This window comes from Sessilibacter sp. MAH1 (assembly GCF_054658315.1).
The window spans coordinates 267,485-283,618 of sequence record NZ_BAAGIC010000003.1; the positions used below are offsets into that span (position 1 = coordinate 267,485).

Consider the following 16,134-nt stretch of genomic DNA (forward strand, 5'->3'; position numbering starts at 1 on the left):
AGCCGAGTTTATACCAATATCAAGGCTGTAACTGTAAACATTTATGAAATTAAACCACGAGAAGGGAGTATTGGTAACTACAACAATATAAAGCACCGTTGAAGGGAAAACTAAAGTGATCGATTTTTGAAAAAGGAATTCTTGCTATAGAGGCTAGATAACAGAATTTCTGGCGCTTAAGGTTAGTCCTAAAATATTACTTTCGTTTAATTTCTCAAACAAAGCTTTTCTTCCGGTTTCTTTTTTACCTTTTAAAAAGGTCAATTCTTCTGTTGTTAATAAGGTTGCAGCAATTAATTTAAAACCACCGTTATTGGTATTTAATTGCGGTTTTTCAATTGGGTTGTGCAGAAGTGCGCCTACTAAACCTCGGCCATCTTTTATATGTTCGATATTAAATGTTAGGGCGAGAGGTTCGTCGTTTAAAAGTTTTTCACAGAGTCTTGGATACTGGGCGAGGGTGTGGCTTATTTCTGCAATCATGGGAAACAACCATGTATTTGCAAGGCTTTCTAGGTTACTTGGGTCTGGAATGGTTAGGTCGGCAGCTTCTATGTACACCTCTAAGCCAAGGCCGTTTTTGGGTTTATTTCTTTCTACGTAAGGGTCAGAGAGTCCGTCGGAAACGATACAAGGATTACCATTATGTTGTATTGCTAACCAAGATGCGCCGCTTGGCCACTGTGGTCCTTCGCCCATGGGTCCCATCAACGAAGACAGCGACACCGCATGAGAGCCAAAATGACTTTCGATGGCCTGTAGACGTGAACTCGACGCTAACTGCAAACGATTAATGTAGGTCAGTCCGGTAATTTCCGGTATTTGTACGGTTTGCTCAGGCATAGTGTTTCCTTAAGCGGCGGCCGATTTATCCAGCAGAGCAGGCAGCGTGTGGGCAAGCCACTGCTCGATTCGCTCATCCGTTAAAAACGCTTGGGTGCGTTGATCCAACACTAATCCAACAAACTGGCCGTTAATAATTGCGTCCGAATGCTCAAATTCATAACCGTCAGTGCTCCAACTGCCCACCACATCGGCGCCGTAGCCATACACCAATTGATACAATTTAATTAACGAGCTGGCAAAACGCGAAGCGTAGCGTTCTTGATGACCCAGGCCAAACAGCGCAACGCGTTTGCCTTTAAGGTCATAACCATCTAGATGAGGCGCGAAGTCCGACCAGCCCGCCTCCACGCAGCCAGTATCTTTACCCGGTAAATCGCCAACACCGTAACTGGGCGTTCCAAGGATTAGGCAGTCGTAATTGAGCAGTTCTTCAGGGCGAGTGCGATTGATGTTTTTCGGCTTGTCGGCTAGGTCTTCACCAAGGGCTTTATAAATTTTCTTGGCCACTAATCGAGTGGTACCTGTGTCGGTTCCAAAAAAAATGCCTATTTTTTTCATGGCCGGAAGCTCCGCAACAAATAAGAATATATCTGCTATCGGCAAGAAAAATGCCATCAAAATAGATTTTGCCATCTGTTGGCATAGTTAATTCTTGGAATCGCTAATTGACTCATCCATGAATGAATCAGAGGTTAGAAATTGAAAAAGTGATTTCCAACTTCTGTACAATTTCAATCACTTACAGCTCTTGATATTGGCGACACATCCCTGTGTTGCGGGAAACTCTAGGTTAAGCAGAATTTCCTCTTATTAAATAAACGAAAAAAAAGACGCTTTTAAAAATACTAGAGTTATCTAAATAACGATTTATTGCTGGGTTAAAAATACAGAAAACCAACTTAGATAATAAAAATTATTTTACCTTTGGGCTTTAGCGTGCAAAAAATTTCTCGTTTAAGTCTTAAAAAGAAATCCGTGTTTTTGTGATACATATGTTTGTAATTTTTATCAAAACAACAAAATCTATTTAATTTAGTGAAAAAACTATCTATAGGCTTGTGTGAAATAAAATTTGCCATTACGCTCACGTTGTTACTTAGTTTCACTGATTTTAGGTAAAAAATAACAAAAAATGTGAATTTAATTCACAAGCAAGCTCAGCTTACAGTAAAAAAGCTGATCATTTGGTCAGTACATTTGAGTATCTCTCGGAGGTTTTCTTGGATAGAAGAAACTTGCCACTTTCGGCGTTGCGTGCGTTTGAAAGTGCTGCTGAGTGTTTGCACCTGGGTAGGGCGGGTGAAAAATTAGGGGTGAGTCATGGTGCTATTAGTCACCAGGTACGTGCTTTAGAAGAGCAGTTATCCGTTAAATTATTTTCTCGCGCTCACAATAAACTAGCGTTAACTCCGGCCGGCCAGCGTTTGTATCAATCTGTTAAAGACGGTTTTGATAAAATTGCCGATGCAACCCGTAATTTAAATCCGCTGGAGCTGAGCGGGCCTTTAGTGGTTGCTTGTACGCAAACCATTGCATCCAGTTGGGCGGCAAAACACATCTGTGAGTTTTACCAAAAATACCCAAGCATTGAGTTGCGCGTTCGAGAAATCGAGCCTTTACAAAAAGACATTCCGTTAGACATCGACATTGCCATTTGTTATGGACGACCAAACTCAGGTGATCGCTCGGTAAAAAAACTGGGTGCGCCGCCACTGTATCCGGTTTGCAGTCCGACAATTTTGCAAGGCCGTGCACCGGTAAATAATCCCGATGATTTAAGCAGTTTTACCATTATTCACGACGGCGAAGTACTTTGGTCGCGTTGGTTTGAACGCTACGGTGTTGATCCAGATTCACCAAAATCCAATATTTATTTTTCAAATACCAGTCAAGCATTGGCCGCGGCTAGGTTGGGTTATGGTGTTGCTTTAGGAAATACCTTTGAGGCCTACGATTTTATTCGTGATGGCCAATTGGTGCAGTTGTTTGATTTACCGATTGATGAAGCTCACGAATATTATTTGCTGACACAAACCGAAGCGAATAAACCTTTAAAGGTTTCTATTTTTGAAGAATGGATTACTCGCGATCGATTAATTGAAGATGAATAATCGATTTTATAAAACAGTTTTTAGGAATTGATAATACCTATCACGGCAATTTTATAGGAAACTCTGATTAACCTAGAGTTTCTCGCGACACAAGGATGTGTCGCCAATTTCAAGAACGGTAAGTGATTGAAGTTGTGAAGAAATTGGAAATCGTATTTTCAATTTCTGCTCCCTGATTAAGTCATGGATAGGTTAATCAGAGGTTCCTATAAGTTGTTTGATGTTTTGTTTTTAAGTCGAAAATTTAGAGTCATAAGTTTAAAGGCAGAAGTTTAAAAAGCTTCTGCCTTTTTTATTTTTAGGGTTCGTAAATGTAAAACGCTTATTTTAATTTTAATGTTCGTCTGTTTGATTTTTTATTCGCTAAGTTGAATGTGTTTTAATCTCAATAAATAATTACACAGAGTCTTATAATTTTTCTCACCCCTAGGTTGGTTTTCACGATGTTATTTTATACAAAATAGTTGTGTTCAATATTTTTATAACTAACTTTGAAATTGTTAAATATTTTAGAAATATTAATCGTGTAAAGGCACAGGTTTATTAAGTCGATCACAAAAAACACAATTCAAATCGCTGGTAGATGGTTTCTGAGTGAAAAAAATTGCCATAAATCTGTAAATTTTCTCGATTGGCGTGAATATATTTAACACGTATTGTCGCGCTCAAATAAAAAATGCTGAAATTTAAGCAAACCCCATCTAGCAACGCTTCATAATAATTCTAAAGTCTTGTTGGCAAGTCATGAGGCCAACACATAACTATTGACTAGAACCTTGGGAGTTAAACGAACCAATGGCAAAGCTACATTTTTACCGTACGAAGTTATTTATTGCCGCGAATATTTTATTCTGTGGATACGCATCTGCTCAGAGTAGTTACCAACTAGAAGAAGTAGTAGTAACCGCTCAAAAACGCCAGCAAAGCGCCCAAGATGTGAGTATTGCGGTTACCGCTTTTGACAGCAGCAGTTTAGAAAAACTGGGTGTTAATCAACCGGCAGATATTGCATTACACACACCGAATTTAAATGTAAAAAACGTTTTAAATAAATCCGCGCCCATTTTCACCATTCGCGGGATTGGTAACGCAGCGTTTACGTCAAACAGTGTTGCACCTGTTGGCGTTTATGTGGATGAATTATTCCTACCCACCAACACCATGATGAGTTTCTCGGTATTCGATATCGAGCAAGTAGAAGTTTTAAAAGGCCCACAAGGTACCTTGTTTGGTCGAAATACCACCGCCGGTGCGGTAAGTTTTGCAACAGCACGTCCAGCCCACGATAATGAAGGTTATATTAAAGTTGGCGGCAGTAACTTTGATGGTTTAGAAACCGAAGCCGCGCAAAATATTTCGTTGAGCGACACCGTTGCTATGCGCCTTTCCGGTAAGTGGACTCGTCAAGACGAAGGTACTTTTACCAATGTTAATAACGGCGGTAATCGTGATGTGGGTACCACCAACACCTACGCAATTCGCGCCGGATTTTTATTTGAGTTAGAAAACGGTGAAGTCTACTTTAACGTTCACGGTGGCCAAGATAAAAGTGAAAACGAACCTTGGGTAGGTATCGGCCGCAGTGCTTTAGATGATCCTTCTGGTGCAGCGCCGGAATTACCGGGTGTTGATGGTCAACAGTACCGCAATAACTGTTTAGATCGCGCAACCAATTCTATTCAAAACTTTATTAATAATCCTAACTGTGTAAACCGTGTGGGTTATTACGATGAAAATACCGATCCGCGTGTAGGTGAGTTTAGTTTAAATCCTAAAATCGAAGCCGACAGTTTTGGTTTATTGCTCAATACCGACTTTGCGTTAACCGATACCGTCGATTTTGCCTCTATTACGGCTTACGAGTTATTGGATAAAACTACGCAAGAAGATTTCGACGGTAGTCCATTCCGTATTGGTGATACCACCTATCGCAATGATATCGAAGTGTTCAGCCAAGAATTCCGCTTCTCGTCTGTTGAGCCTTATAAAGGCGTGACCGATTGGATAACCGGATTTATTTATTATCAAGATACGCAAGACGTAACCGATTTGTACGGCTACACCGATCGTGTAAACCACGACGTTTTAGTTGATTTCACCCAAGAGACCGTAAGTGTTGCCGGTTACTTGCATACCGAGACTCAGCTTTCTGAAAAATTCCGATTAATCGCCGGTGTGCGTATTTCTTACGACAATATTTCGTTTGACGGTGGTACCACTGCGGTTAACTTCGACGACGATTTTACCGGTGACGTAACCTTCTTCTCGGTGAATGATCCTATTTTGGTCGATGACGAAGATATCGAATCAACCGAATTAACCGGTAAAATTGGTATCGACTATAATTTAGCGGAAGACATTTTGTTGTACGCAAACTATAGCCGTGGTTATAAAGCAGGTGTTTGGAATGGTTTCTGGGCAGCAAGCCCTGGCGATCACTCTTCTGCTGAACCCGAATTTATTGATGCCTACGAAATTGGTTTTAAATCAACGTTGTTAGATCAGCGTTTACGCTTAAACGCCGCGGCGTATTTGTACGATTACAAAGATCAACAATTATTCGCCGACTTACCCGATGGCCGCTTTACTATCTTTAACGCCGGTAGCGCCGACGTACAAGGTGCCGAAGTAGAAATTAATTGGCTCGTTACGCCTAATTTTGAATTGCGCGGTGGTGTGGGTTATACCGATGCGAATGTATCGGCCAGTGTTGGTTTATTGGAATTTGACGACGCCCAACCTGCAAATACTCCAGAATACACCTACAACTTGTTGGCACGTTACAGCTTTGAATTTGGCCAAGGTTTTTCTGGCTACGTACAAAGTGATTACAGCTACCAAGACGATGTTTTCTTCTCGGTGGATAATTTAGAGGCCATTAGCCAAGATGGTTATGGCTTATTAGGTTTCCGTGCCGGTGTAGAAGCACCACAAGGTTGGGAAATTAGTGCTTGGATTAAAAACGCAGAAGACGAACTCTACTTTACCGAAATCTTAACCTCTGGCAGTGCCGGTGTGGTTTCTGGTCAAGTCGGTACGCCTAGAACTTACGGTGTCTCTTTCAAAACTCACTTTTAAAAGTCACTAAAATAGTTAAACACTGGGTGCTTTGCAGCGCGAGCCGTCTAATTTAGGTTACGGCTGCAAAGTACTTCAGTTTTATTCATTAGGGATTAAAAATGAGTAAAGAATTAGAACGCAGTTTAAAAGTTAGAGATTCCCTAGCACTGGCATTCGGCTGCATGATCGGTTGGGGCTGGGTTGTATTAGTCAGCGAATGGATTGTGGTCGCCGGTAGCTTTGGTGCCATTGGTGGTTTTATTGCGGCGGGTTTAGTGCTTGCGGTGGTTGGTGTTTTATACGCCGAACTTGCCTCAGCAATGCCAGAAGCCGGTGGTGCGCAAAATTACGGTCAACGTGCTTTTGGGCCACTAATGGGTTTTGTGTGCAGCTGGGGGCTTATTTTAGGGTATGTATCAATCACCGTGTTTGAAGCCGTTGCTTTACCGCAGGTGGCCGAATACGTAGTTGGCAATTTAGATCATATCTTTTTATGGCAAATTGCCGGACACGACGTTTATCTAAGCTCCGCGGTGGTGGGTGCCATTGGTGCATTGGTATTTTGTTATCTCAATGTGCGCGGTGTAAAAACCTCGGCTATTTTCCAAACACTGGTTACCGCCGTCATTGTTGTTGCCGGTATTTTATTGTTCACCGGTTCTTTTGTGAGCGGTAAAACCGAAAACCTCTCGCCAATGTTTGTGGGTTCCGTATTTACCAGCGTTGCTGCGGTTATGGTCATGGCGCCATTCTTGATGGGTGGGTTTGATGTAATTCCCCAAGCGGCGGCTGAAATCGACTTACCTCCTAAGAGCATTGGTAAACTAATTATTGTTGCGGTTATTTTGGGTGTGGTTTGGTATTGCGGCGTTATTTTGTCGGTATCGTTATTGTTTGACGAAACCGGTTTAGCCGCGGCAAGTTTACCTGCGGTGGATGCCGCCGGAGTTGCTTGGGGTGAATGGGGCAAACAGGTTTTAATCTTAGGTGGTTTGGCCGGTATTTTAACCAGTTGGAATGGCTTTTTAATTGGTGGCAGCCGGGCGGTGTATGCACTGGCTAAAATGGGTGCTTTACCACAATTTTTTGCCAAAGTTAGCCCAAAATACCACACGCCTGTAAACGCTATTTATGTGATTTCGGCCATTGGTGTCATCGGTCCATTTTTTGGCAAACAATTACTGGTGTGGATTTCCAACGCCGGCAGTATGGGATTTGTCATTGCTTATATTGTGGTCGCTTTGTCGTTTTTAAAACTACGCTACAGCGAACCCGACATGCCCCGGCCATTTAAGGCCAGCTTTGGTAAGTTTTGGGGTATTGTAGGCGTTATAGGTACCTTTGGATTACTGCTACTTTATTTCCCGGGCAGTTCCGGTGCTCTTAAATGGCCGCACGAATGGGTTATTATTTTGTTGTGGTTTGGTTTTGGTTTTAGCGCTTATTTTTATCAATCGCTTAGTAATAAATCGCTAGCCGTTAGTTATAAATAACACTTACACGTAAGTGAGTAGTAACAACTCTCTGGTTAACTGTTGCAGAAAGTATTGACTGAAGCGATGCTTTTCGTAAAAAACTCCATTGCCATAATTTTCTTGGCAATTTAGTTAGTAAGGTTATGAAACGTAAATGTATTTCTTACTGTTGATCTAATTGCAAATGAGTGAGTCAATAGTTTCTACAGATTTAACCAGAGCGCAAAAATCAAAGGCTTTTAGTAGATTTGTAATAATTCACTGTCTGCTAAAAATCCGTAATTTAGAAGTCCCATTTTTCATGGAGTAATACATGACTTCGATTATTTATCCCATCACCAATCTTACCTCTATCGAGCAACTGGATATTACCCGTGGTGAAGGTGTTTACGTTTATGATCAAAATGGTAAACAATATCTAGAAGGCATGGCGGGTTTATGGTGCACCTCTTTGGGTTATGGTAACCAAGAGGTTATTGAAGCTGCCAAAGAACAAATGTCTAACCTGAGTTTTGCGCATTTATTTGGTGGCAAAACCCATCCGGCTAGTCGTGAACTTGCCGATCGCCTACAAGCCATGGTTCCTGTTAAAAATGCCAAGGTATTTTTTGGTAATTCCGGGTCAGACGCCAACGATTCACACATTAAAATTTTACATTACTATTTTAATGCGATTGGTAAACCCAATAAGAAAAAAATCATAACTCGCGAAAGAGCCTATCACGGTGTTACGGTTGCTTCTGGCTCTTTAACCAGTCTTCCGGTAAACCTTGCTGAATTTGATGCGCCTTTGGATGCACTCGGTATTTTACGCACCGATCACCCGCATTATTTTCGCGGTAAATTATCGCAAGAGAGCGAAGCCGCATTTGTCGATCGTATTGCACAAAATTTAGAAGCATTAATTGATCGCGAAGGACCAGAAACCATTGCCGCCTTTATTGCTGAGCCTATTACTGGCGCTAGTGGCGTTATCGTTCCACCAGAATCTTATTACCCTAAAATTCAACCCATTTTAGAGCGACACGGCATTTTATTCTGGGCCGATGAAGTGATTACGGGTTTTGGTCGTACCGGTAATGATTTTGGTTGCACTACCATGAACATTAAAACCCCAGATTTAATGACCTTTGCTAAACAATTATCATCAGCGTATTTCCCCATCAGTGCCTCGGTAATTAGCGGTGATTTTTACGAAGCCATTGTAGAGCAATCCAATAAAGTTGGCGTTTTTGGTCACGGCTATACTTACACCGGCCATCCTGTGGGTTGTGCGGTGGCTAATAAAGTTTTAGAAATTTACGAGCGCGATAATATTTTTGCGAAAGCCGCCGAAACCGGTGAATATTTACAGCAACAATTACGTAAGTTCGAAAGCTTTGCCAACGTCGGTGAAGTTAGAGGAAAAGGCCTACTGGCGGCAATAGAGTTTATTACCGCCGATCAACCGGGATCACAACCACCCGCAGGTGTTGCAGCATTCTGTGCAAAAACCTGTGAAGAAAATGGTTTGATCGTAAGACCGGTTGCAGGAACCACCGTAGCGATTTGTCCGCCGTTAATTATTAGCAAAGCGCAAATCGATGAGTTGATTGAAAAGCTAGAACGTTCGCTTCATAAAACTCTAGAGTTTTCGGCTAAAGCTCAATAAAACTCAACCGTTAAAAATCTTTAACCCAGCGCTTGGCTTCTCTTTGGGGGAGCCAAGTTCTCGCCTCTTGATGTATTTTCTGCTTAATTCCCAGTGTTCAATTTTTATCTTGTTCAAATGCCCCAAGTCCTTATCGTTAAGAAAACGCCCATTAAATTACGCACGAGTTAATCAGAAATTCTTCAAAATGGTCTCAAACAAGCATTCCGAGTTGTTTGACGCCTAACTTATAGCGTTGTGCAGATTTCCCACAAATCGCCGCTGATTGCCTGTCAATGATGATCCTATGACTGTGCGAAAAAAATTGCCTGTAATTTATACACTTTGAGGTTGATCGATTCGATTTCGTTTTGGTCTAGAGCCATAACTCTTTGCGTTTTGATTGAACAACAGTGAACCTAACACAGCGGAATTCATTACGATGAAAACATTTAAAAAGCTGCTACTGACCAGTGCAGTAGCTGCCACTTCTTTGGCAATGATTGCCTGTTCCCCAAGCGAAGAGGCTTCTAAGCGTTCAGAGCAAGTTTCTGCCAGTGAATCAGCACCAGCAAGCACAAGCGAAAAAACTGAGCAAGAGAAGCTCATTTCCACCCTAGAGCAATTTTACGAAGAAGATCTAAAACGCTCGCCGTTATTTGCATCTTACCGTGGTTCTAAAGAAGGCTATGGATTATGGAATGACATTTCGTTAGCGAAACAAGACGAAGAACATGAGCTGGACAAAACCCGCCTTGCGATTTTAGAAAAGTTTGATGCGTCACAATTAGATGATCAAAACAAAATCACCCTAGCCATTTCTAAAGCAGGTTTAGAGCGCAGCATTGCTCAATACGAATTCCGCGATAACGATTATGTTATGCAGCAGTTTCGTTCGTGGCACACAACCGTTCCCAGTTTATTAATTAATATCCACCGCGTGAGCAGCGAGCAAGATTTAAAAGACTATTTATCGCGTCTTGAAAAAGTAGCGCCGTTGTTTGATCAAACCATTGATCTTATGCGTCATCAAGCCGGTTTGGGAGTATATCCACCCCGTTGGACTTACCCACAAATGATTGAAGCATCGAAAAATGTGATCACCGGTGTTCCCTTTGATGATAGCGAAACCGAAAATCCCATTTTTGCAGACTTTAGTAAAAAACTTGCCAGCCTTGAGCTTACTGAAGAAGCATCCGATGCGTATTTAGCACAAGTGACAAAAATATTAAAAGAAGTCACCGCACCGGCCTACGAAAAATTAATTGCCGAACTTGAAGTTCAACAAGCCAAAGCGCCAGAAGGCGACGGTGTGTGGCGTTTGCCAAAAGGTGATGCTTATTACGCGCAACTTCTAAATTATTACACCACCACCAATTTAAGTGCCGAAGAAATTCACCAACTGGGTTTGGATAACGTTAAACGCATTCATTCCGAAATGGAAGTCATTAAAGACAAAGTCGGCTTTAAAGGCTCTCTGCAAGATTTCTTTAAATTTATGCGTGAAGACTCACAGTTCTTCTATCCAGAAACCGACGAAGGTCGCGACCAATATTTGGCAAAATCGGTCGAAATTATCGATACCATGCGCGACGCCTTACCCAATTATTTTGGTATTTTTCCGAAAGCAGAAATTAACGTAAAACGCGTTGAACCGTTTCGTGAAAAAAGCGCCGGTAAAGCCTTCTACCAAGGCCCACCACCCGATGGCAGCCGTCCAGGTATTTATTACGTAAACCTTTATCGCATGGCCGATATGCCAACGTACCAAATGGAAGCATTGGCTTATCACGAAGGTATTCCGGGTCATCACATGCAACTTGCGATTACCGCCGAATTAGAAGGTATTCCTGAATTCCAGAAAACTGCACGCTTTACCGCCTTTACCGAAGGTTGGGGTTTGTACAGTGAGTATTTAGGTAAAGAAATGGGCTTTTATCAAGACCCGTATTCTGACTTTGGTCGCCTTGCCATGGAATTATGGCGCGCTTGTCGATTGGTGGTAGATTCCGGTATTCACGCAAAACAGTGGAGCCGAGAACAAGCGATTCAATACTTGCAAGACAACACACCTAACCCGGAAAACGACACCGTTAAAGCCATTGAGCGCTACATAGTTTATCCGGGCCAAGCAACCGCTTATCTTGTGGGTAAAATTAAAATACTGGAATTGCGCGAATACGCCAAAGAACAACTTGGTGATAAGTTTGATATTAAAGCCTACCACGATCTAGTTTTAAAAGATGGCCCAATGCCGCTTTCAATGTTAGAAGACAAGGTGAATGCTTGGATTGAAACAGTAAAATAAATTTTCGATAGCAAATATATAAAAACTCCACTTTATAAGAGTTTTTAATCGCACAAGGATGTGCAAGCAAGTTAAAAAACTCGAATTTCTTCGAGTTATTATGTATAGGAATCTCTGATTAAATCATGGATGAGTTAATCAGAGGTTCCTATAGATCAAGCAGAGTTTTTTCCCGAATCAACCCATCATAAGCGTCTTTAAACAATATGTAATTGCCAAGCTAAGCAAAAGACACCGCATCTAGAGCAATGCCAGCAGCGGCCGTTCTATTATCAACATCCAATTTTTTAAAGATTTGCTCTAGGTGTTTGTTGATTGTTCTCGGTTTTATACCCAGAATGGTTGCAATATCCCAATTGGATTTTCCTTTCGATAACCACAGTAATACTTCCGCTTCGCGTTGCGTAACGGGTAGTTTTTCAATCAGCCGTGCCAAGTCTAGATTATGGTTGTGGCCAGAAAGCCGAATTAAATGCTGAGAGCCAACCTGATTAAGGTAGGTAACACTAATCGTGGAATTTTCAAAACCGTCTAGCTGAACGGTTGCGGTTGGGTCTTTTTCCCAGGTTTTATTTAACGCGGTTTGTAAATGTGAAAAAAGTATTTGGGGCTCGTGCTCGTATTGATCGAGCTGTTGTTCGGCGCGATTGGTGGCCCAAATTATAAAACCCAATTTGTCGATTGCGATAATCGATTGATCCGCCGAATCAAGCGCAGCTTTAGCGCTGAGTTGTCTGCGGGCGTTATGTACATGAACTTTTAGTCGAGCAATAGCTTCTTGATTATTAATCGGTTTGGTAATGTAGTCTACGGCCCCCGATTCTAATCCGCGGATAATGTCTTCTGTTTTCGATAAGCCCGTCATAAAGATAATCGGTAACGAGGGTTTTTTGGCAACAATTTGACGGCAGGTTTCAAAACCGTCTATTTCTGGCATTAGTGCATCAAGCAAAACAATATCGGGGGTAATACGCTCGGTTATTTTAAGTGCTTGTTTGCCGCCCAAGGCGACCAGTACCGTCATGCCTTCGGAGTTCAACGCTTGATTTAACATCCCTAACGAATCTGGTGAATCGTCGACAATAAGTACCGTAATGGGTTGATGCCCGTTGCTATTCATCGTTGTTTTCAACCTTTCAAGACTTGAGAATGTCTGTTGTGATAATTTCCAATTCTTCGAAGTTAAAATGTTTGGCGAAAGTACGCATCTTATTTAAGGTGTTTTGAGGTAATCCTTGAGAGCTTTCTAACTGGTCTAATTCAATCAATATTTCGTTTAAATTGCCGATTTGAGCATTTTGTTGAATATTGTGTACGTTCTGTGTTGCGGTTTTTGTGGCCTGAGACTCCGATTTTTCTGATGCTTTTACAGTGTTATTGGGTGGTTTAATATCGTTATCATAAATCCATTGAATGTTTAAAAGATTCCGTATTTTTTCTAAAAGTGCGTCGAGTTGAATCGGCTTTTCTAAATAATCGTCATGCAGCTTTTGGCTGGAATTAACGTTGTAGAATCCACGAGCATTTGCAGAGACCATAATGATCGGCAATTTTTCAAAGTTGTCTCTGATATATTTCGCCAAATCCCAGCCGGATGCAGCCCCCAGTTTTATATCCAGCAAAACCAGATCAATGTTATTGAGTAAGGTTATAGCAGATTTTATATTCTGCGCTTGCAATAAATTAAAATTTAATGGTGTTAACAGACTAACCAAGAGCTGTCGGTGATCACTGTTGTCGTCAACTATCAGAATATTTTTTACCGGCCCAGAATAACCCACAATGGTTGCGTGTGGATTTTGTTCCACAACTTGATCTTGTGTAGGTGCAGCTTGAAGTAATAAGGTAAAAGTCGAGCCAACACCTTCTTCACTTTCAACCTCGATATCAGCACCCATCATGTCGGTCAGCTGTCGGCAAATAGCAAGACCTAATCCTGAGCCCGATATTTGCCGCTGTTCGGCTTCTTCTGCACGTACAAACGGCAGAAAAATAGCTTTTAGTTGTTCTGAAGGAATGCCATAGCCGGTATCCCGGATTTTAAATTGAGCAACGTGGTTTTTATAACTTACCGAAAAATAAATAGAGCCAACCTCGGTAAATTTTATCGCGTTTGATAACAAATTAATGAGTATTTGACGCAATCGCTTTTCGTCGACTTTAATGGTTTTGGGTAGATGTTCTGGGCAATGGTAGTGAAATTCGAGATTTTTCGATTCAGCTTGCTGTTTGAACATTTTTACCAACTGATCCAGCATTAAATCGAGACGAACTTTGTCAGAATTTAAATTCAAACGTCCGGCCTCGATTTTAGAGATCTCCAACAGTCCCTCGATCATTGTCGCCAGATGCTCTCCGTTACGATGCAAAATTGATAGCTTATCTTGGTGAGCCGCGGAAATTTTGTGATCTTTTTGTAAAAGCTGTGCATAACCTAAAATAACGTTTAACGGCGTACGCAGTTCGTGACTGAGCGCGGTGACATAATTACTTTTAGCAATGTTGGCTGAGTCTGCGACTCGGCGCGATTTTTCCAGCTCTTTTAAGGTTATTCTGTGCGCGGAGACTTCCTTGACCAGTTTTTCGGTTTGTAGATTAGTCTCCTGTAGTGCCATTTTTGAACTTTTATGAGCCAGTATAAATAACCAAACCAGCACGCCCAGCAATATTAAAATCAGTACAAAACTTGTTGTTAACGCTTGCTGCACGGCTAAATGTTCTATTGTGCCGTTGCCATAAATTGGAAAATAAGCAATATAAAATATGCCCGCAGAAATGACCGAAATTATGGTGAATGCAAATATAAATTGCGCGGTTGGACCCAGAAAATAACGATACGCACTTTCGCCAAAAATAGGTTTTAACAGAGCAGTTAATTGTGCAGAAAGATGGGCGTTGGGTCGGCATTTATCATTGCAACGTGTTTCTAGTACGCAGCATAACGAGCAGATAGTGGCGTTGTGAAATGGACAATGGCTAAGATCTTCGGGATCAAATTGATTGCTGCATAATGTACAAGTATCTTGCGTGTGAGGTTTCGTTAGTGGTTTTATTTCTATAGGCTGATTACAGTTTGTATTATGACAATCATCAGCCTCAACTAAGTAGTATTTGCTTTTCGTTGCAATGGCAATTAAAGGAACCGTAATAAACGGCATAAAAAAGGCGATAAATCCTGAAAATGCAGCGAGCTCGTTACCCAATAAACCGGTGCTAGAAAAAACACCGAAAATAGAGGCGAGGGCGGTTGAGCCTACACCAACCGGATTTATGTCGTACAGCTTGGAGCGTTTAAATTCAATGTGTTTGGGGCTTAATCCTAGCGGTTTATTAATGACTAAGTCAGCAATAATGGAGCCGAACCAAGCTAATACAAAAACCGAATAATGGTGCAGCACGGTCTCAATGGCACGATACACGCCAAGTTCCATGAGCAACAAAGCAATGGTTACATTAAAAATTAACCAGACAACACGTCCGGGGTGGTGATGGGTTAATCGCGAGAAAAAGTTTGACCAAGCCAAAGAGCCTGCGTAAGCATTGGCAACATTAATTTTTATTTGGCAAATAATCACAAATAATGCCGATATGATTAATGCCCATTGGGGTGATAAAGAAAAATGCTGAAATACGGTACTGTACATAATGGTTGGGTCGGATGCTTTATCAACCGAAAACCCCTGTTGCAGCAGTATAAATCCTAAAAGGGTACCTAAAATTAATTTAATAGCACCAAAAATTACCCAGCCTGGCCCTGCACTTAATATGGCAAGCCACCATTTTTTTTGATCTTTCTTGTTAATGTCGGAGTTAGAATTAGGCTCGGGCATAAATCGCAAAAAATCCACCTGTTCACCGATTTGTGCCATGAGCGCAAATAACACCGCAGTGGCAGCGCCAAAAGCCATCCAATCAAAATTTTGGCTATTTACCGTCGAGTTAATACCGGGAAAATTAAGCCATAAATCAAGGGTATTTTGTGGATGCTGCGCAATATAAATAATGGGCGCAATTTGCAGCAGCAACCACAACGGTTGAGTGACTAGCTGCATTCGGCTGATCATCGTGATGCCGTGGGTCACAAGGGGAATTACCACAACGGCACTGATTAAATATCCCAACCAGACCGGAATATGAAAGAGTAAATTGAGCGCACCCGCCATAATAGTGGCTTCAAGCGCAAAAAATATAAAGGTAAAAGACGCGTAAGTTAACGACGATATTGTCGAGCCAATGTACCCAAATCCTGAGCCGCGGGTTAGCAGATCGATATCCACCGAGTATTTAGTGGCGTAGTAGCTAATGGGAATGCCGGATAAAAACAATAACGTACAAACGACAAAAATAGCCCATAACGAGTGGTACACGCCGTAATTAATAGCGATAGTGGCGCCGAGTAATTCCAGAACTAAAAACGAACTGGTTCCTAGGGCGGTATTCGCAATTCGAGAAAACGACCATTGCCGCGCTCGTCGAGCTGTGTATCGCAGAGCAAAATCTTCTAAGGTTTCATTAGCCACCCATTGATTATATTGTCGATGGGGTTGAGCTTTTGACTTTGCGGTTTGGGATTGATCGTTAAATAGTATGTTCACAGAATGCGTTTTTTGAGTATGCGTTTACAAGCTATTAACGTCGAATAACCGTTAAGAGTTCTGCGTATATTATTGGTGACTTTTTTACTACGGGAAATTTTGATTAACC

9 protein-coding genes are annotated in these 16,134 nt (G+C 41.6%); 5 read left to right on the top strand and 4 right to left on the bottom strand.

What is annotated here, in order from left to right; translation table 11 throughout:
• Window positions 1-153: 153 nt before the first annotated feature.
• The gene (locus ACYQ28_RS04575; protein WP_460048249.1) at window positions 154-843 is read right to left on the bottom strand and encodes a hypothetical protein; all 690 of its coding nucleotides are present in this window, start codon (window positions 841-843) and stop codon (window positions 154-156) included.
• A gap of 9 nt (window positions 844-852) precedes the next feature.
• Window positions 853-1,404, bottom strand: a complete 552-nt coding sequence (locus ACYQ28_RS04580) for a flavodoxin (protein ID WP_460048248.1) — start codon at window positions 1,402-1,404, stop codon at window positions 853-855.
• Between the two features lie 662 nt (window positions 1,405-2,066).
• Here ACYQ28_RS04580 and ACYQ28_RS04585 point away from each other — a divergent pair.
• From ACYQ28_RS04585 to ACYQ28_RS04605, 5 genes are all read left to right on the top strand, one after another.
• On the top strand, window positions 2,067-2,957 hold the full coding sequence (locus tag ACYQ28_RS04585) for a LysR substrate-binding domain-containing protein (RefSeq protein WP_460048247.1): 891 nt from the start codon (window positions 2,067-2,069) through the stop codon (window positions 2,955-2,957).
• Window positions 2,958-3,752: 795 nt separating this feature from the next.
• Entirely contained in the window at window positions 3,753-6,035 is a 2,283-nt protein-coding gene (locus tag ACYQ28_RS04590) for a TonB-dependent receptor (RefSeq protein WP_460048246.1), read from the top strand.
• Between the two features lie 101 nt (window positions 6,036-6,136).
• Window positions 6,137-7,510, top strand: coding sequence for an APC family permease (locus ACYQ28_RS04595; RefSeq protein WP_460048245.1), 1,374 nt, complete (start codon window positions 6,137-6,139; stop codon window positions 7,508-7,510).
• A 295-nt stretch (window positions 7,511-7,805) separates the two neighbouring features.
• Window positions 7,806-9,143, top strand: a complete 1,338-nt coding sequence (locus ACYQ28_RS04600) for an aminotransferase (RefSeq protein ID WP_460048243.1) — start codon at window positions 7,806-7,808, stop codon at window positions 9,141-9,143.
• Between the two features lie 421 nt (window positions 9,144-9,564).
• Window positions 9,565-11,430, top strand: coding sequence for a DUF885 domain-containing protein (locus ACYQ28_RS04605; RefSeq protein WP_460048241.1), 1,866 nt, complete (start codon window positions 9,565-9,567; stop codon window positions 11,428-11,430).
• A gap of 220 nt (window positions 11,431-11,650) precedes the next feature.
• Here the strand turns inward: ACYQ28_RS04605 and ACYQ28_RS04610 are convergent, their stop codons facing one another.
• Both ACYQ28_RS04610 and ACYQ28_RS04615 read right to left on the bottom strand, forming a co-directional pair.
• Window positions 11,651-12,550: a response regulator gene (locus ACYQ28_RS04610; RefSeq protein ID WP_460048240.1), complete on the bottom strand. Its 900-nt coding sequence runs from the start codon at window positions 12,548-12,550 to the stop codon at window positions 11,651-11,653.
• A gap of 16 nt (window positions 12,551-12,566) precedes the next feature.
• Window positions 12,567-16,025, bottom strand: a complete 3,459-nt coding sequence (locus tag ACYQ28_RS04615; protein WP_460048238.1) for a hybrid sensor histidine kinase/response regulator — start codon at window positions 16,023-16,025, stop codon at window positions 12,567-12,569.
• Window positions 16,026-16,134: the final 109 nt, after the last annotated feature.

Bases quoted from the DNA above. Each gene is read 5' to 3' on its own strand.
- ACYQ28_RS04580 (WP_460048248.1), bottom strand. From the start codon at position 1,404: ATGAAAAAAATAGGCATTTTTTTTGGAACCGACACAGGTACCACTCGA.
- ACYQ28_RS04605 (WP_460048241.1), top strand. From the start codon at position 9,565: ATGAAAACATTTAAAAAGCTGCTACTGACCAGTGCAGTAGCTGCCACT.
- ACYQ28_RS04575 (WP_460048249.1), bottom strand. From the start codon at position 843: ATGCCTGAGCAAACCGTACAAATACCGGAAATTACCGGACTGACCTAC.
- ACYQ28_RS04600 (WP_460048243.1), top strand. From the start codon at position 7,806: ATGACTTCGATTATTTATCCCATCACCAATCTTACCTCTATCGAGCAA.
- ACYQ28_RS04590 (WP_460048246.1), top strand. From the start codon at position 3,753: ATGGCAAAGCTACATTTTTACCGTACGAAGTTATTTATTGCCGCGAAT.
- ACYQ28_RS04610 (WP_460048240.1), bottom strand. From the start codon at position 12,550: ATGAATAGCAACGGGCATCAACCCATTACGGTACTTATTGTCGACGAT.
- ACYQ28_RS04595 (WP_460048245.1), top strand. From the start codon at position 6,137: ATGAGTAAAGAATTAGAACGCAGTTTAAAAGTTAGAGATTCCCTAGCA.